9 protein-coding genes are annotated in these 19,987 nt (G+C 34.1%); 5 read left to right on the forward strand and 4 right to left on the reverse strand.

Annotation, left to right across the window (positions count from 1 at the left end):
- Positions 1–1,395 (reverse strand): TlpA disulfide reductase family protein, encoded by a 1,395-nt coding sequence (locus tag J8M14_RS08055; protein ID WP_211074081.1) that lies wholly within the window; start codon positions 1,393–1,395, stop codon positions 1–3.
- A gap of 96 nt (positions 1,396–1,491) precedes the next feature.
- Positions 1,492–2,700, reverse strand: a complete 1,209-nt coding sequence (gene hflX / locus J8M14_RS08060) for a GTPase HflX (protein WP_211074082.1) — start codon at positions 2,698–2,700, stop codon at positions 1,492–1,494.
- A 49-nt stretch (positions 2,701–2,749) separates the two neighbouring features.
- Between hflX and J8M14_RS08065 the strand changes: the two genes are divergently transcribed.
- Positions 2,750–3,763 carry an endonuclease gene (locus tag J8M14_RS08065; protein ID WP_348772829.1) on the forward strand — a complete coding sequence of 338 codons (1,014 nt, stop codon included), beginning with the start codon at positions 2,750–2,752 and terminating at the stop codon, positions 3,761–3,763.
- Between the two features lie 44 nt (positions 3,764–3,807).
- Here the strand turns inward: J8M14_RS08065 and J8M14_RS08070 are convergent, their stop codons facing one another.
- Entirely contained in the window at positions 3,808–4,059 is a 252-nt protein-coding gene (locus tag J8M14_RS08070) for a hypothetical protein (protein ID WP_211074083.1), read from the reverse strand.
- 503 nt (positions 4,060–4,562) lie between these two features.
- On the opposite strand from J8M14_RS08070, the gene J8M14_RS08075 reads away from it, so the two are divergent.
- The 3 genes from J8M14_RS08075 to J8M14_RS08085 are packed head-to-tail and all read left to right on the forward strand — an operon-like array spanning position 4,563 to position 13,547.
- Complete coding sequence (locus J8M14_RS08075) at positions 4,563–7,754, forward strand: hypothetical protein (protein WP_211074084.1); 3,192 nt, start codon at positions 4,563–4,565, stop codon at positions 7,752–7,754.
- A 10-nt stretch (positions 7,755–7,764) separates the two neighbouring features.
- The gene (locus tag J8M14_RS08080; RefSeq protein WP_211074085.1) at positions 7,765–13,302 is read left to right on the forward strand and encodes a DUF6443 domain-containing protein; all 5,538 of its coding nucleotides are present in this window, start codon (positions 7,765–7,767) and stop codon (positions 13,300–13,302) included.
- Between the two features lie 2 nt (positions 13,303–13,304).
- Positions 13,305–13,547 (forward strand): hypothetical protein, encoded by a 243-nt coding sequence (locus tag J8M14_RS08085; RefSeq protein WP_211074086.1) that lies wholly within the window; start codon positions 13,305–13,307, stop codon positions 13,545–13,547.
- 385 nt (positions 13,548–13,932) lie between these two features.
- Here the strand turns inward: J8M14_RS08085 and J8M14_RS08090 are convergent, their stop codons facing one another.
- A complete protein-coding gene (locus tag J8M14_RS08090; RefSeq protein WP_211074087.1) occupies positions 13,933–14,664 on the reverse strand; it encodes a DUF6261 family protein in 732 nt (243 codons plus the stop codon).
- Between the two features lie 675 nt (positions 14,665–15,339).
- On the opposite strand from J8M14_RS08090, the gene J8M14_RS08095 reads away from it, so the two are divergent.
- Positions 15,340–19,953, forward strand: a complete 4,614-nt coding sequence (locus J8M14_RS08095) for a T9SS type A sorting domain-containing protein (RefSeq protein ID WP_211074088.1) — start codon at positions 15,340–15,342, stop codon at positions 19,951–19,953.
- Positions 19,954–19,987 lie beyond the last annotated feature (34 nt).

Consider the following 19,987-nt stretch of genomic DNA (forward strand, 5'->3'; position numbering starts at 1 on the left):
TTAATTATTAGCTTTTTTCTTTTGATATTCTTTATTGGCTCGTACCGCAGTACATATTTCTAACACTTTTTGTAATCCTTTTTTGCCAACACCCCTGGATATAATTCTAAGGTTTTTGTCAATGAGTATAAATGTGGGATATGCTTCGATAGCAAAATTCTTAATCAGTTTGGGTTTCTTCTCTTTGCCATTTTTGGCATTGCCCTGTAAAAAGATATGTTCCCAATCCATATTATTTTTGTTAATATAATCCAGTACGGGCTCTTTTTCTTTATCATAGGCTAAACTCACTATATTTAAAAAATCCCCATAGTTTTTATGGATCTGCTGTAAATCCGGAGTCAGTGCTTTACACGGAGCACACCAAGTCCCCCAAAAATCAACTAATACATATTCTTTATCTTGCAATAAATCACTCATCTTTCTTTCCTTTTCAAGAATATTCTGAAATTTGAAATCAACTGATTTTTCTCCTTTTAGAAATCCCCATTGGGGCGCTTGTATATCTAATTTTCTTATAAATAATTCATCTTTAACCATAGTGATACTATCTATTCTATAAAATTGACCATTTAATTTAAGTGTGTCTTTTATTCTATATTTACGATGATCAGAATTATAGACAATCGTTGTGGGATCACCCTCATAGAAGGATACTCTTGGTCCTATTAGCCCCTCTAAAACATGTATTACATATTTTCTGTTTTCTAATGCTAACACTCCTTCCCAATCCTGCTGGTAAAATAACCGGACATCAAAAATATCGTTTAATTGTTTTTTGTTGATTTTTTTTAATTGATCTTCTGTTAAAAATTCATGATAGGATATTTTCTTAGGTAAGGGCTTTACTTTTAATTTCTTTTTAGAAATTCCCTTTCCATCAAAATCATCATAAGTTACAGTGATATAAGATATGCTATCCCGAAGATTAACATTTTTAGGAAGTCTGTGTTTAAAGTTTATGTCATAATTAAAGACCGTATCATCTTTAAAACTAAAATTATTATTAGCATCAATTATAACAAATTGTTTATTGTCTCTATATCCATTAATAACATAAACTCCCTTTTTTATTCTATTACTAGGGTACTCCATACTATCTAATAAACCATCTTTATATAACTTATTAAGTTTTCTTTGATGGAGAAAGCTTGTAAACCGAATACTTAAAGTATCTGCTTTAGGGATATCTGTCAAAAACGATGGTACAAAATCTAACCATCCTGCTCTCATTGATATGCCAAACTTCTGATTCAATACATTTTCAGCTTGATTTTCTTTTAATTGAACTCGATATGAATTGACTTCAGATGTAGTTTCTGCCAAGGTTTCTTTTTTTTGACAAGAAAAAACAGATAGTATCATTAATACTATAAAAAGTGTTTGATGTTTCATTAAAGCCTTTGTTTAAAATTTTAAACTCAGTGTGTAAAAACAACTGAAGACAAGTAATTATTAATAGGATTAGGCCTTAATTATGAGTTTTAAAAGCTACTCCTCTACAATCTCCGGATACAAAAAATTATTATAAGGAAAACGAGTTACGTGGATTTCTCTTACTTCCTTATACACTCGTTTCCTGAACTCGTCTATATTTTCCTTGTTGATTGCAGAAATAAACAGCGCATTGTCTCCTATTCTACTCATCCAGGTTTTTTTCCACTCCTCTAAGGTATAATGAGCCTTTGTTCTTTCGGTAACCAAATCATCTTCATCAATCGTTTCGTGTTGATATGCATCAATTTTATTAAAAACCATAATAGTTGGCTTATCTGTACAATCAATCTCTGTTAGGATTTTGTTTACAGAGTCTATATGATCTTCGAACTGAGGATGCGAAATATCTACTACGTGCAATAACAAATCTGCCTCCCTCACCTCATCAAGTGTGCTTTTAAAACTTTCTACCAATTGTGTAGGTAATTTTCTGATAAATCCTACGGTGTCACTCAACAAAAACGGAAGGTTACCAATTACTACTTTTCTTACCGTTGTATCCAGTGTAGCAAATAATTTGTTTTCTGCAAAAACCTCACTCTTAGCAACAACATTCATTAGTGTTGACTTACCTACATTGGTATATCCGACTAGGGCGACTCTAACCATTTTACCTCGATTACCTCTCTGGGTAGCCATTTGTTTATCGATGGTTAATAGTTTTTTCTTTAACAAAGAAATGCGATCTCGTACAATACGACGGTCAGTTTCTATCTCAGTTTCACCCGGACCACGCATACCAATACCTCCTCGTTGTCTCTCGAGGTGAGTCCATAAACCTGTTAGTCGTGGTAATAGATATTGATATTGAGCAAGTTCTACCTGCGTCCTTGCATAACTGGTTTGTGCGCGTTGCGCAAAAATATCTAGAATTAGATTTGTACGATCTATGATTTTTGCTTTAAGAATACGCTCTATATTACGTAACTGTGCAGGTGTCAATTCATCATCAAAAACTACTGTGCCTATATCATTAGCTTCTACAAAAGCCTCTACCTCTTCCATCTTACCCGAACCAATAAAGGTCTTAGAATTAGGTATATCCATTTTCTGGGTAAATCGCTTTACCACCTCTCCTCCGGCGGTATATGTTAAGAACTCTAATTCATCCAAAAACTCATTCAGTTTTTCCTGATCTTGGTTTTTGGTTACAATTCCTATCAAAACTGCTTTTTCGTATGCTATATTCTTTTGTTCTAACATCAATAAATGTTTTCTTATATTGTGTGCAAAAGTACAATATTATGTCTTCTTGAATCCACAACCTCAGGTGGTTTCTCGTAAAAAATATACTATGGCTCGCAGCAATTATTTCCAAAAAAAAGAAACTGACTTATATACTGTAGGTTTTTATAATCTAGAAAACCTATTTGACACCAAAGATGATCCTCATACTCTGGATGATGATTTTTTGCCTGATTCTGAAAAACAATGGAATCGCAAACGCTATGAAAAGAAACTATTTAAGCTGGGCACCGCAATATCTAATATAGGTTTTGGTAAAACCGGTAAATCACCAATACTTCTAGGTGTTGCTGAAGTAGAAAACAAGGCTGTTTTAGAAGATCTTGCTAAAACCAAACATCTTATTCATAAGAATTATGGTGTTATTCATTACGAATCTCCGGATGAACGAGGTATTGATGTTGGGTTGTTATATCAAAAGGAGTTTTTTACGGTTACACATTCTGAGAGTATTAAAGTGTTAGTTGATAATGAATATGGTGAAAGAGACTATACACGAGATATTCTTTTAGTAACAGGAAACCTCAACCAAGAAGAGATTCATATTTTGGTGAATCACTGGCCTTCTCGCAGAGATGGTGCTGAGTCTACTGCATACAAGCGTATCGCTGCTGCACAAAAATGTAGAGAAGTTATTGACAACGTTACTGCTAAAAACCCTGATGCTAAGGTTATAGTTATGGGTGATTTTAATGATGACCCCCATAGCGAAAGCATTAAAAAGCATTTGGTTCAGCATGATTTTTATAACCCTATGGAACGTTTACTTACACGGTACAGAGGCACGACAAGCTATAGAAGTCAATGGAATCTTTTTGATCAAATTGTCTTTAGTCATAACTTTCATAAATATGAAAAAGGAAACCACAGCTTCTCTAATGCTTCTATTTTTGATGATGATTTTTTAAAAATATATAAAGGACGTTATAAAGGAAAACCATTTAGAACCTATGTGGGTAGAAAATATATGGGCGGGTATAGTGATCATTTTCCGGTATATGTACAACTAAAATTAAATTAGCTATATATAGAAAAGACCGGATTTAAAATCCGGTCTTCAATATCTTATTTCATATTTTTCTCAAGCTTACGCTTTTTTCTTTTTGCTTCACGCTCTCGTTTTCTTTTTGCTCTCTTTAGTTTCCTTAATTCTTTTTTAGTTAACTTTTTGGCAGGAACCTTCTTTTTAGTGACTACCGCAGCAGTTGTTTTCTTTGTTTCTTGCTTAACTGTAGCCTCAGCTTTCTGCTTTTTCTCACCACAGGCTATTATTATGATACTAAAAATCAATAATAACCACTTATTCATTGTTTTCATAATACAACGATTTTAGTTTGTACAAGTAGTAAAACGTTAAAGTGTTGGAATTGTTTTATAATAAATTTATAGGTTACTGAAATTCAAATAACTAAAAACACGCACAACAAAGAAACATATCTCCTTGTAGAGAACCTACAAAGCACTCAACCGAAAGCAGTCGTTGGTTTCTATGTTTTACTGAAAAAGCAATATTAGCACTACTTTTATTCCTTTTGAAAATAATAATTATAATACTATCGAAATGTTAAAGTTTAACATTTTCATCATAATGAAGATTAATCTTGTGTAGTTGGTCGTTATTATCATTCTCTTTAACAAATATCTGATGCAAAGGGGGAAAACACCCCAATGTAGCTATTGATCTATATTGCTTTTTTCCCTTAGATTTGCCGCTTATTTTTTAAAAAAGTTAGAGGAAAACTTATTTTTTTTAAAAAGTGGGGTAACATTTTTCTCTTTAAGAGCACTACCTATATATAAACCTAATTAATTTCTTTTCTATGAAAAAAAGATCATTCAATTTTTTGTTAATCTTCTCATTGGTATTTGGCAATGTATGTTTATCACAGCAGAGTGATGAACCTGATGTTGATCGAGGAGTTTCTTATGGCTTACAATTAAGCTCTAATGAAAACATATCTATTCCTCTGTATACTATAAAGGTAGAAGGTGTTTCTATACCTATTTCATTATCGTATAACACCAAAGGAATGCTGGTTAATGAAGTGCCATCTAATGTAGGATTTGGGTGGAAATTACATGCTGGGGGTGAAATTGAAAAAACCGTGAACCATTTAGTAGACGAATCACCAGATGGATGGTTTTTTCATAATAAATATGATGACTTGAATCCTGGAGTATATAATGGAAATCAAGCTAGAGTAATTTTTGAATCTGTTGATGCAACGCCAGACACCTATAGAATGAAGATGAGTAATGGTTTTTTTGCAGAATATACATATGATAAGTTTAATCAAGGAGGTAACTCAGATCCAACGATATTTAATCATAGTAAAGATGTTTCAAATATAACAACAGACTTTTACAAGCTACGAAGTTATGGTTATGGAAATTATGATGAAGATATCTATGAAACCGAAGAAGACTTTGATATTACTATAAGTAGTAACAAAGGAATAAATTATTCATTTAGAAAGGGAATAAAGCGCAATAAATCCTGGGACCTAGAAAGACGTAGAGCAACCTATATAGATTCTTCTGACATTCACAATTACTACGCCCATAAAATAACCACAAACCATAATGCTGATTTTATAAAATTTGATTATACAGAAACAGGATTAAATAAATTTGTTTTACATGCCAAAGCGACCAGGTTACAAACTAACAGTGATCCGAGAACACCTCCTACATTTAACGACCCTATAATAACTAATAAATACGAACCACAAATTTCTATTCAAGATGTTTCCAGAAAAGACATAAAAAAAATCAGCACCCCATATGAGACTGTTGAGTTTATATATAAAGAAGAAAGTTATTATAACAAATTAAATGAAATTGTAAACTCCCAAAGTGCACAGTTTTGGTTAGATGATTTAGAAAGACAAAAATTTAAGCTCTTAGATGAGATTATTATACATGATCATAAAGGAAATTATATAACTGGATATAAATTCAACTATACTGGCCAAACTCAAGACCAAAGTCAATATGAGGGTGAGGTGAAAATCAAATCCATATTAAAATATAGTAAAAACCATAAAGACGCTTTTGTATACAGAAAACTTGATTATTACTATCAACCTAATGGTAGAGAAAATGCAGTAAGTTTTGCAGCAGATGTTTTTGGGTACCCTAATGGCGCTCAAAATAATGATTATACAAATATTACCCCAATTTATATTTATCCTATTGCTTCCGAAAAGATCCCTAATAAAGATGAAATGATCAAAGGAGTGTTGCAATCAATTACTAACTCTTTTGGTGGTAAGACAGAATACGTATATAAAGAAAATAAATCTGGCACTATGTATTATGGAGGGCTGCTTATTGATCAAATAAATATATATAACGAAAATCAAGAACTGATAGGGAACACAGAGTATACATATGAAAATCCAGAAGGGTTTGGATTAGCTGTATACGATCAAACATACCCAGAACAAGGAGAAGTGCCTAATAACGTGTATAACGAAGGTTATTACGATGAAGGTCTTCGACTGTTGAGTTGGGAAACATATTTTACTAAAAGAGATCCGATAATAGATCAAAATAACCTACAGTATCTTACTGCATATACAGTAAGTAATATTCCTTACTCACTAATGATGGATGCACCTATTGCTGATTCTTTTATTACCAATTTACAATTGCAAAACTTTTATCAATTAAAATCAGGATCTTTTTATAAAAAAGTAACTACAAAGAAGAAAAATATAATCAATGACCAATTTGAAAAAGGATATATAATACAATACTACCGCCCATCACTATCTGGTTTTCGGTTAAGGAAATTGTTAGAAAAAATTGAATACTACAATGCTGCTAACAAAAAACAAAAAGAAGTAGAATATACTTATGAGATGATACTAAAAAATCAAATTGATGCTTATCAATTTGATAATGTTCATTATACTGGTGATGATGGAGCCGTTTTTAGATATAATCTGGAGTTTTTTCCCATTTATAATGTCAAAGATGTATTAAAAAGTGTAGAAACAACGGATTATGATAATGCTAATAATTCACTTAAACTTACTAATAGAAAAGACCTTGTCTATTTAAACGAAGGAAATACAGACCCCATATTCGTTGACTATAATAGGGTTAAATCTATAACACACTATTTCAATAACACACTTAAAGAAAAAACGGTCAACAAATACTTGTCAGAGTATGATAATACTAATAAAATAGAGTCTTTATTATATGAAAACCCAAAAGTTGAAACTAATAATTGGGTACATACTGAATCTAAATGGAAACTAAGATCATCATCCGTTATTCAATATCTAGTTGACGGAAAACCTCATAAAATAGGTCTAATAACAAACAATCCGGCTACCGGAGAGCCATTTACAGAACAAGACTTTATATCCTCATCTTATGATCAAGACGGTAATTTTCAATCTCTGACGGTAGAATATACAGAATTTATATATGATGAACAGGGAAAATTAAAAGCTCAAAAAGATTCTAGAACTGCTAAACAGAAGCTGTTTCAAAGAGGAAGTGAATATGATGGGCTTTATGTTGATGCAGTGTTGACAACTAGTGATACATCTCCTCTATTTATAAAAAAGAGCTTTGAAAATCCTTTAGAATCTAATGTTATTAAGTCTGATAAGGCTTTCTCTGGTGAATATGTCTATACAGGTAATACCGTTTCTTTAGGAGAATTTCCTGCTAATTACGAGGTAACCTATTGGTCATACACCAATAATCAATGGAAACATAACAGTTTTGTCCATCAAGGAGGAACGCTAATCATTACTAAAAAACAACAAGAAATTTATATCGATGAGGTCAGAGTATGTCCAAAAAATTCTACCATAGAAACTTATACATTAAAACCTTTAATCGGCACAACGAGCATTCTTAATGACCGTGGCGATGGACAACGAATAGAATATGATGTTTTTGGTAGAAATCTATTTCATTTAGATCAAGATGGCAATATTCTAAAAGAAAGCAGATCAAATCTCTTAACTATCGATACAAACAACTAAAGCAAACGGAATGATGATAAAAAATATAGTAATATTCGTTTTCATAATTTTTTCTACTCAAATTATTCTCTCACAACAATATTCTGTTGGAAGTATTCCTTTTAAAGTACAAGATATGTCTCCAAAAGACAGAGCTTCTTATTTTGACATTGTTGAAGCTTTGTATGGTCTTACTCCTTCAGAATCTAGTAATTATTTGAAAAGATTACAAAATCAAAACTTGCCAAATTTTGATAATTACGCTATAGGTGGTTATAGATTCTGGGAAAAAACCAATAGTGGAAATTCTTGGCAACAGAAAGTTGCTTGGTCAGACAACACCTATGTAGGAGATAAATATTTCATTTTTAATAAATACTATAAAGATGTCGACAATGATAAATTTGGACAATTAGACGACTATGTATATTTCTTAAACATTAAAGCTGGTGGTTTTGGTCATGGTGGCCCAGAAGCTGGTTTATCTGGTTCTGATGAAGAAATAGAAATTTACGACTCATATGGCAAAGCATATACTTATCGAAATGTATACAAATATTATGTTTATGATGGCGTAAAATGGGTAAATCGGAATTTTGGTTATGATTGTGATGATACAAACCCTAATATTCCTTCAGGGCTAGAAATATATTATATAGATTATGATGGCGATGGATATGGCGGTAATGATGATCCAGTGGTTCATTTAACTGGTTGTCCGCCAGGAGGAGGTGATGATTTTATGAAAGGAGTTCATGTGCCTGTCAATGGTGATTGCAATAGGTTTCATCCTGAAGTAACTACCTCACCTATTAACTGGTATAAAGATGTCGATAAAGATGGTTATGGCAACCTTAATGATTTCATTAATTCTTGCGAAAGACCCATTGGATATGTTAGTAATTCTAATGATTGCAACGATGATAACCCTTCAGTAAATACAGTCCCAATTACATGGTATGCGGATCAGGATAATGACGGTTTTGGAGATCCTAATACTATATTAGAATCCTGCTACCAACCAGCCGGATACATTACCGATTGCTATTTTGATGACTGCCCTACAGAAGCAGGAACGAGAGATAATGGTTGCCCTACTGTTGCCTATAATTTTGATAACGATAATCAGAATTATAGCTACGAAAGAGTGTACTTAGGCGGGTATAAAATAGATCAGCTCGATAATATACCTACAGATAAAGTAATAGAGCAAATAACATATTCCGACGGAGCTACAAGAATAAAACAAAATGTCGCTATTGGAGTGACACCATCTGGTAAAGACGTTATTACACATTATGAGTATGATGGTAATGGTGAAAGTACTAAATCATATTTACCATATATAGCGATTACCAATGGTGCATTTGATATTAATAGTAAAGCTAATACGTTAAATTTTTATAATACTCCCAAGTACAATAACACTACCAACCCATATTCTGAAGTGATTACAGAATCATCTCCACTTAATAGAGTAATGGAGAGTGGAGCTCCAGGTGAAGCTTGGAAAATCAATCCTGCTGCTGAGACAGGTCACACCATAAAATCAGAATACAAATTCAATCAGAATACAGATTATGTAAGGCATTTTTATGCGTCTTTGGTAAATGAGAAACCACAATTAGTAGACAAAGGATTATATGCGGTTAATAGTTTATATAAAACCATTGTTAAAAATGAAAATTGGAAACCCAATCAACAATATTCTAATGACAATACAACCGAAGAATATAAGGATAGTGACGGTAGGCCTGTACTAGAAAGAACCTTTGATAAAGGAAAGTGGCACGACACCTATTATGTCTATGATGCAATAGGAAATCTTGTATTCGTATTACCGCCTAAGCTTAATACCTATAAACTATTAGAGCAACAACCTTGGATGGGTAAAAGTTATTCCTATCAAAATGTTGAATCCTTGTTTGCAGACGGTTATCTTGATGGAGATATAGAAATTTACGTATATACATATTTTTATAACAAACCTTATTTAGGTGTAGAAATTTACGCATATGATGGCCAAAGCCCTAGTATATTAGATGACGGAGAACTTTTAAACCTGGAGTTCGATCCCCCACTTCCTGATGTGTATCTTGGTGAAGTTATAATTGGTAATTATGATAGTGGTCAAGAAGACGTAGGAGCTATAGCACATATTAGAAACAATGCTTTATCTTTTGATACTAAAAGTATTCGTGCAGAATATATTGAAGCAGAGTTTATAGTAGATTTATCTCAATATCAAACAAACCTGCCAACAATTACTGAACAGCAGCTCGATCAACTGGCTTATCAATATAAATATGATTATAGAAATCGATTAGTAGAAAGAAAAGTGCCGGGAAAAGGCTGGGAGTATATTGTATATAATAAATTAGATCAACCTGTCATGACTCAGGATGCCAATCAAAGGGCTAAAAATGAGTGGTTGTTCACAAAATACGATGCGTTAGGAAGAATAGCTTATACGGGATTACACATACACCCAGGCACAATAAGCAGAACAACAATGCAAGGGTATGCAGATAATAGATATACACAATGGGTTAATAAAACAAACGATCCTACACAATTAGCAGGAACAGAAATCTATTATACCAATGATGCCGTACCTACAGGAATTTCAAAAATCTATACGATCAATTATTATGACAACTATACTTTTGATCATAATGCTACTAAACCTGGAACTACATATGGACAAGAAGTTAATAATCATACCAAAGGATTATCTACAGGAAGTAAAGTTAGAATTCTGGGGACAAATAACTGGGTAACATCTGTGATTTATTATGATCAAAAGACCAGGCCTATCTATGTTCACTCTACAAATGAGTACCTGCAATCTATTGATGTTTCAGAAATCAAGTACGATTTTAATAGTTTGGTTCTTGAAACCAAGTCAATTCATAATAAAGGAGCTAATTTACCTATTAGTGTTGTGGATTATTATAACTATGATAATGTTGGAAGGCTTATAACACAAAAACAAAGTGTTAATGGACAACAACAAGAATTAATCTTCAAAAATCACTATGACGAACTAGGACAACTAGTAAAAAAAGATGTAGGCAATACAGAGGGAAACCCATTGCAAAGCATCGACTATACATATAATATAAGGGGTTGGCTAAAGAATATTAATGACCCAAGTAACATCAATGACGATCTGTTTTCTTTGGGTATTAATTATGAGAACCCTCAAGGCCCTAGTACTTCTACATACTATAACAACCCATTATATAATGGTAATATTAGCCACATACATTGGAAAACAAACAATGAGTCAAACACATTAAGAGAATACACTTATCGATATGACGCTCTAAATAGGTTAGAAAAAGCAAACTTTGCAGACTCTAGGGTATTTAATAATAAATATTCCTCATCTGCTAAATATGATCGAAATGGCAACATAGAAAACCTTAATAGAAATGGGTTAAATCCCGCAAACCAAAACTATATAGTTTCTTTTGATCTATTATCGTATAATTATAACGGTAATCAACTACAATCAGTAACAGATAATAGAACAGGTGCTTTAGGCGCAGAGGGATTTAATGACATTAATAAAGTTGGTCATGATTATAGTTATGATGCTAATGGTAACCAAATCAAAGACTTGAATAAGGGCGTTGGTTGGATTACGTTTAACCACCTAAACCTGCCCAAACAAATTCAGTTTAATGATAATAGTCATATCATATATGGATATAGTGCTAATGGAGCCAAGATTAAAAAAAATATTGTAAATGGAACTACTGGTGAGCAACAGTCGGTAGAGTATGCGGGTAATTTTGTATACAATAATGGGCAATTAAACTTCTTTTATCACCCTGAAGGTTATGTAGAACCTGAAAATGATGGTTCCTTTTCATATACCTATCAATATAAAGATCATTTAGGAAACATTAGAATGTCATATGAGGACACTAATAATGATGGAAAAATTTCAACACCAACTACGTTAGTGTTTAATGATGGTTTTGAGTCTCAAAGCGGCTGGGAAAGTTTAGGTGACTCAGGAGGGGGGTCTGTAGATGAGTACGATTCTGTTATTAAACATTCTGGCAACTATTCTGCCAGAGTTTATAATCCAACAGGCAATAATAAATATGTATATAACAATAATTGGATTGATATTAACAATAGTGCGGATACAGATTATATATTTTCCGCATGGGTGTATAGCGATAAACCTACAATAAGATTAGAATTAACTAAACGTGTTAATAATGATACACATCATTTAATACAATTTAATGATATCACATCAAAAACGCTAAATAAATGGGTTTATATAGAAAAAAGAGTAACCGTTTCAGCCCATATCGAACAAATAAATTTAAAAATTGAAAGCCTATCAGCTGTTGGTAATGTATGGTTTGATGATATAGCTATCCGAAAAGTTGAAGCTGTTGTATTACCAGAAATAAAAGAAGAAAAGAATTACTACCCATTTGGGCTTCAACACAAAGGGTATAATGATCTAATTAGTGGGGTGCCCAACAATTATGGATTTAACGGCACAGAATTAACTACAGATTTAGATTTAAATCTTTATGAAATGCCTTTCCGACAATATGATCCTGCTATAGCTAGATGGACAGGTATAGATCCTGTGACTCATTACTCTATGTCTCCTTACAATGCTTTTGACAATAACCCAATATACTTTTCTGATCCAAGTGGCGCAGACGGACAGGGTTGTTGTGATAATTATTTTGATGTTCCTAGTGATCAAGTAGAAGACTTAGGAGAATTAATTTTAACCGGAAGAAGAAATGTTAATTATGGTATGCAGTCTGATTTTGTTGGCGACTTAGATTATTATAATGAGCTGTATGATTTTGAAGGGGATTATGACCAAGTATTCTCTAAATATATCCAAAGGTATGGAAACTCTTATGTACCAGTTGCTCTAAGAAATGACCTCAATAGTATAGATGCCACTGGGTTTAAAGAAAACTACGATGCGGGATGGAAAAATTGGGATCCTAATGGGTTAGGTAATTTTTTAATGAATACTACAGCTACAGCTATAGGGAGCACATTAGCATTACCTCTATCATCTGCTGCTGGTCCTGGAGTAAGCGTTAGTCTTAATCTTTCAAAAATTGGTAGTACTTCTTATTCGATATATAAGTCTATTGTAGGGAGTAAGGCAGCTGTACAAATACCTTCCAATCAAGCTATCACTATATACAGGGGTGTTAATAGTAGTGCTGGTAAAGCATATACTAATGCTCTAAATGGTATAGTAAAATCTAGAGGGGGTATTTTCGGTCATTCAAATACCCTATTACATAATACTGGGCTTAATGGTACAATAAACAGTAAATTCACCTCTTGGACAACGGATATAGATGTTGCTTTAAATTATGCATATAGAACAAATGGAAATGGCGTACTACTAAAATTAGACATTCCTAAGTCCATGTTATTTAAAAGTCCTGATCTAAAAACAATTAATTTATTCCATAAACCTGGAACAATGGTAAGTGAATCCGAGTGGCTCTTAAAAGGAGCATATAGAAATATTGATTTTAATATCGTAAAATTTTAATTATGAAAATTCCAATTATAGGAAAAGGCAAGTATATACTTATTACTGCTAAATATAAAACAGGAGTCATTTTAAATAATGATGGCAGCCCATATTTAGGTGATGGTCAAGATTATTTTTTAGTAAAGGAAAATAAAGAAAATGCGGTTAGTTTTGCAAAAAGTAAAGTTTTAAACGATGATACTATAGAAATACTTTTGTATGATGGAAATGGTCAATTTTTGGAGGTTTTTAGACCCGATTGACTGTTTTTCCCATACTCGTCCTCGAATGGTTAAGGCTAGCGCTCGAATCCTTTCGAGTGCCGCCAAGGTTTGGCGGGTATGAGTATGAAATAAATAGTAAGAGCCAGTTACATTAAAATGTAGCTGGTTTTTTATTTATAGAGAATAGATTGCAATAGGTATGCTAAAACAATAAAGAATCGATAATATTCCACATTAGTGATTGCTTAACGCTACACATAAATATTAAAAATTTATCCAGACGAACTATCTGTTTTTCTAAAAGTATATCTACGTATCTATTTCTGCAAGTAAAATCAAACGATAACAATTTAAAAACGGAATACCACAAGGGATAATGTATTTGGGTTATTCCGCTTTTAAAATACAGGTTACTTAAAAGACCTTATTCTTCTGTAGGAGTATCGTCTTTAGTTCCGTTATTAGAGCGGTTATCCACCACTTGGTTATACTGCCCAGCCAGGACATCTACCTGATTAAGTATCGTAGTATAAGCTTCTGCTCCACTTAGTGTAGCATGTGCCTGGATATGGGTAACCAATGTGCGGTAAGCTTCGGTAGCCTCTACTCGTAGTGCGGGAATGTTTGCAGAAGGATTTAATGCAGCCTCGTCCACACGATCAAGATACTTGGTAGAAAAATCAGCATTACTCTCTTTTAGCTCCGTTAACCAAGTATCAAGGTTTAATGTTGTTACAGCTGCGGTAGCTTCTGCTTCTGTCTCCATATCCTTGACAATACTATTGATAACAGCGGTCTCTTCCTGATAGCTTAGTCGCTGGATATTATCACCATGAGAAACGATAATGTTGTTCAATACATCAGCTGCATCAGAAATACTTTTATCAAAATGATACTTAAAACTATCTGTAATACCTCTTAAACCTACAATAGCACGATCCCTACGCTCATCAAGTGCAATTACTTCTTGAGTCAATCCGCTTCCCTGACTTTGCTTAAAAGCTGCATCAATCTTACTTACCAAAGGATCTAGTATTGCTTTGGTTTCTGTCAGTTGTAATGCATCTAAATCTTGTTTGTTTAATAGTTCTGAGAAATCTGTCATGTATTGCAGATACTCTCCGTTACGATAACGGTTTAAATAAGGTGTGTTCATTTACTATTTTTTAAATTAACATTAATAAAGAGGTAAAAAATAACCTCAGTGTTAATTATAGTGTCTTTAATAGGTAAAACGTTACCCCTATTATTGTACTTTATTGTAATACTATTATTAACTTTCTTTAAAAATACTGCTTGATAACGCCTGTTTTTAGTAACGAAACCTTCCACAACACTTGCGGAAGACATCTAAGAGATGACAATAGACTTTACATTACTTGCGGAGCGATCCTCACGGCAACAATTGCTTTTACATTACTTGCGGAGGCAATCAACACTGCAACAATCGGCTTTACACCCCTTGTGGATAGCTCTGTAATAGACATAAGAGCTTCCGCAACCATTGTAGAGCTGATCATCACTTTTTTTTAAGTTTGATATGCTTAGAGAATTGCTGGACTGGGTCTTTATCCATACAAAACCAAGTAGAAATTGTATAAACAAAATATACCCGAAGTAAAATCTCGGGTATATTTGTTATTATATATCATAAATTCTACCTAATTAAAATTGATACGAATATCTTCTAATTCATAAGTTCCATCAACACCTGAATAAAACCATTCTCCAAACGGATATTATCATTATCTTATTAACACTAGATCAGGTTTTTAGTTCTTATAAATTTATATCTTCGCATCATACAAATTAAACTCAAAAATTAGTCACAATGAATCTTAAATTACTAGTAAAGTCTCTACTAGTGTTCATCTATATGTGGGCGCAAAGTGGAGAAGCTCAATCTGTTTTTATTAATGAAATACATTACGATAATGCAAGTACAGATATAGACGAAGCTATTGAAATTGCAGGGGCTGCTGGAACAGACCTTACAGGTTGGAGTATTGCTCTATATAGTGGACCTAATAGTTCTGTTTACAATACAATTTCCTTATCAGGAACTATTACAGACCAACAAAATGGATATGGAACTGTCGTAGAGATACTTCCATCTAATGGATTGCAAAATGGTCCCGCAGATGGTCTTGCGCTTGTAGACAATAACAATGCGGTTGTTCAGTTTTTAAGTTACGAAGGTGTAATCACTGCTGTAGACGGACCTGCATCAGGGTTAACTAGTACGGATATTGGGGTGATTGAATCTAGTACCACTCCTGTTGGGGCTTCTTTACAACTTACAGGAGCAGGAGTATCGGCGGGAGAATTTATATGGGAAGCCATGGACGCTAATACTTATGGTACGGTAAATACAAATCAAGTATTTGGTACACCAGTAGTAATACCTGTAATCAACGAATTTGTATTTAATCATACCGGCTCTGATACAGATGAATTTGTTGAAGTATTGGCCGGAACCGAAACCGACCTAAGCGAATACTGGCTGCTTGAAATTGAAGGAGATAATAATGGATTAGGAACTATTGACGAGGTAATTCAACTGGGAACCGCAGATGTTAACGGGTATTTTACTACAACTTTTGGTAGTAATATTTTCGAAAACGGAACCGTTGCCCTACTCTTGGTTAAAAATTTCACTGGAACTTTAGGTGACGATCTTGATACCAATGACGATGGTGTTTTTGACACTACTCCCTGGGAAGAAATTACAGATGATGTTGGTGTTAATGATGGAGGAGCAGGAGACCTTAATTATGCATCTGTTACACTGGCACAATCTTTTGATGGAATATCATTCACAGTGGGTGGAGCTTCTAGATTCCCTAACGGAAATGACACTGATGCTGTAGATGATTGGACAAGAAATGATTTTGATGGTAGCGGCCTACCTAGTTTCCCGGTCGTAGCTGCAGAACCGGGAGAAGCAGTAAACACTCCAAATCGAGAGAATGTAGTGATCGAAGATGGTGGTGGAGAAGACCCAGTTGTCCTAATTAATGAAATAGATGCTGATACTGAAGGTTCTGATATGTTAGAATTTGTAGAATTATATGACGGTGGAGCAGGAAACACATCATTAGATGGTCATTTACTAGTATTCTTTAATGGATCTAATAATCAAAGTTATGCAACCTATGATTTAACGGGTTTTACAACCAATGCCAACGGGTATTTTGTTGTAGGTAATACCGATGTGCCGGGAGTATCTATTACTTTCTCAGGAAACTTTTTGCAAAACGGACCAGATGCTGTTGCTTTATATAAAGCAGGTGCTTCAAGTTTTCCAAATGGAGCATTAGTAACAACTGATAATCTTGTCGACGCTATTATATATGATACTAATGATAGTGATGATGCAGAGTTATTAGTACTATTAAACGAGGGAGAGCCCCAGGTAAATGAAGATGAGAAAGGAGACAAGAACTTCCACTCATTACAACGTTTCCCTAACGGATCAGGTGGGTTGAGAAATACATCTACCTATACACAGGCTATTGCAACCCCAGGTGCTTCTAACACCAATGCAACAGAAGTTGTAAATCTAATTATTAATGAAATAGATGCCGACACACAAGGTTCTGATGTTTTAGAATTTGTTGAAATTTATGATGGAGGAATAGGAAATACTTCATTAGACGGTTATGTTTTAGTGAATTACAATGGTAAAAACAATACTTCTTATAATGCTTTCGATCTAGATGGTTTTTCAACCAATCCTGAAGGGTATTTTGTAATTGGTAATACCAATGTCGCCAATGTAAATCTTGTGGTACCAGCAGATTCTTTCCAAAACGGTGCGGATGCAGTCGTTCTTTATTTTGGTGATGCTACTAGTTTCCCTAACGGAACAGCTATAGTTACCGAAAATATTATTGATGCTGTTGTATATGACACTAATGATGCAGACGATGCAGAACTGTTAGTTTTATTAAACGCTGGTCAACCTCAAATTAATGAAGATGCTAATGGTAATAAAGATGTTGAGTCTCTTCAAAGAGCTCCAAACGGACAGGGAGGTGCTCGTAACACGGATACTTATATTGTAAAAACTCCTACTCCAGGAACCGATAACGACGGTGTAATTGTTGTCCCCGGAGAGCCAATCTCTATTGCTGAAGCAAGAGCAGTGGTCGAAGGAACTCCAGTAACAATTGCCGGCGTGCTTACAGTTACCGATAGTTTTAATGGTCCTGCATTCCTTCAGGATGCTACTGGTGGTATTGCTGTTTTTGACGAACAAGTACAGGCTAATGCTGCTTTAAAAGTTGGAGATTCTATTACCCTAACTGGTGTTAGAGCTGCATTCAATGACCAGGTACAAATAAGTGGTGTAATTGAAGTGGTGAATAATGGACTTCCGCAAAATCCTATTATTCCTTTAGAGATTACTTTAGCTCAGCTTGCTAATCACCCGGGAGAGCTAGTGCGTGTAGCAAACACTTCTTTTCCTAACCCAGGAGATCTTTTATTCGGAAATTCAAATTTCACCTTAACCGACGCTAGTGGAACCGGTGAATTAAGAATCGACAACGATGTAGAATCAATTGTAGGTAAAGTACAGCCCATTACTTGCCCTGAGGTTACTGGTGTAGTAGGCCGCTTTAGAGAATTTTTTCAATTATTACCTAGACAAGAATCAGATATTCCTTGCTCTGTAGAATTTATACCACCTGGAGATACTGTTGGATTCCCTAAAGAAGATACTTTTGATGTAGTTGCTTGGAACATTGAGTGGTTTGGAGATGAGAACAACTCTCCTGTAGGTCAAAATCCAATGTCTGACACAATTCAAAGAGATAGCACAGCTACAGTACTTAAACGATTAAATGCAGATGTATTCGCTGTAGAAGAAATTGCAGATGATACTTTATTTGCTGAATTGGTAGCACAATTACCTGGGTATGATTATATTCTTTCAGACGCTACTTCTAATCCAGGAGGAAATCCTCCTTTCCAGAAAGTTGGATTTATCTATAATACCGAAACAGTTTCTGTAGTAAATACACGTGCTATGTTTACCACTATTCACCCATTATACAATGGTGGTGATGATTCTGCCATTACAGACTATCCAAACGAAACTTCGCGTTTCTTTGCTAGTGGTAGACTTCCTTTCTTAATGACTGCTGATGTAACTATTAATGGAGTTACAGAGCGGATCGATCTTATTGCATTACACGCAAGAGCGAATAGTGGTAACGATGCTCAAGGGCGTTATGATATGCGTAAATATGATGTTGAAGTACTGAAAGATTCTCTAGACGCTAATTTTGCTAATAACAAATTGATTCTTCTAGGGGACTATAATGATGATGTTGATGAAACTGTTGCAGATATACCTTCAACGACATCTAGTTTCCAGGAATATGTAGATGATACAGCTAATTATACAATTGTGTCTTCGGATCTAAGTGAAGCAGGATTACGTTCTTTTGTATTTAGGGAAAATATGATTGACCATATCGCTATCACTAATGAATTAGACGAAGCGTATATCAAAAATTCGGTAACGGTACACTATGAAGTATATGATTCGGATTATGCATTTACGACTTCAGATCACTTCCCTGTTTCGGCAAGATTCTTGTTAGAGCCTGAATTTGTAGACAACGAATGTGTAGGTGCGTCGGTTACATCTTTTGATCAAGGTCCTAGAAGAGATGGAAGAAGAATTTCAAGATACAGAAGTAATCCTGCAAGAGCTCTAGGAAACCCTAAAGAAAGAAGGTTCTTTAACTTTGTAAGTTTAGGCTTTGGTGGTTCAATTACCATAGAACTGAATAATGAGATTTTTGATAATAAGGATGCTAATGAATTTGCTGTATTTGAGTCTACTGGGTTCTTTGATAATATTCCTTGTCAATACTACCCAGAATCGGCAGAGGTATTTGCATCTCTGGATGGTGTAGAGTTTGTTTCGCTAGGGACTACTTGCCAGGATGGTGAGTTTGATTTGTCTGCAGGAAACTTACGTTCTGCTAAATATATCAAAGTAGTAGATATCAGTGATAAGAACATCTTCCCTTGGTTTGCCGATGGATATGATCTTGATGCTATAGTTTGTTTAGAAAGTGGTGAGCGTATTGCGAATAAACAAAATATTCTTTTGGCTGAAAATCCAACCGAACTAGAAAGCGAATTACTTACTAAAGGATTTGGACTTGAAGAAATACAAATCGCAGTAACACCAAACCCGGTTGTGGACCAGTTATTTGTTGAGTTTAATACATTCGTAAAAAGCGACATCGATATTACTATTACTAATGTAACGGGACAAACAGTATTTGCCCAAACTATACGTCTTAATGAAGGTCAATCTAAATTGACTGTAGATATGAATCGTTTGCCAAAAGGATTCTATGTAGTAAATGCAAAAGATACTCAGGGCAGTTTTGGCACAGTACAAAAAATAATCAAACAATAAACAATGATTAAAAAACTGCCTAAAGATTACTTTT

Origin of the sequence: Aquimarina sp. MMG016, from assembly GCF_018100805.1 — a bacterium.
GTDB lineage: Bacteria > Bacteroidota > Bacteroidia > Flavobacteriales > Flavobacteriaceae > Aquimarina.

Excerpts from the sequence above, each read along its gene's own strand:
- J8M14_RS08095 (WP_211074088.1), top strand. The coding sequence starts at position 15,340 with ATGAATCTTAAATTACTAGTAAAGTCTCTACTAGTGTTCATCTATATG.
- J8M14_RS08070 (WP_211074083.1), bottom strand. The coding sequence starts at position 4,059 with ATGAAAACAATGAATAAGTGGTTATTATTGATTTTTAGTATCATAATA.
- J8M14_RS08090 (WP_211074087.1), bottom strand. The coding sequence starts at position 14,664 with ATGAACACACCTTATTTAAACCGTTATCGTAACGGAGAGTATCTGCAA.
- J8M14_RS08055 (WP_211074081.1), bottom strand. The coding sequence starts at position 1,395 with ATGAAACATCAAACACTTTTTATAGTATTAATGATACTATCTGTTTTT.
- J8M14_RS08080 (WP_211074085.1), top strand. The coding sequence starts at position 7,765 with ATGATGATAAAAAATATAGTAATATTCGTTTTCATAATTTTTTCTACT.
- J8M14_RS08075 (WP_211074084.1), top strand. The coding sequence starts at position 4,563 with ATGAAAAAAAGATCATTCAATTTTTTGTTAATCTTCTCATTGGTATTT.
- J8M14_RS08085 (WP_211074086.1), top strand. The coding sequence starts at position 13,305 with ATGAAAATTCCAATTATAGGAAAAGGCAAGTATATACTTATTACTGCT.
- hflX (WP_211074082.1), bottom strand. The coding sequence starts at position 2,700 with ATGTTAGAACAAAAGAATATAGCATACGAAAAAGCAGTTTTGATAGGA.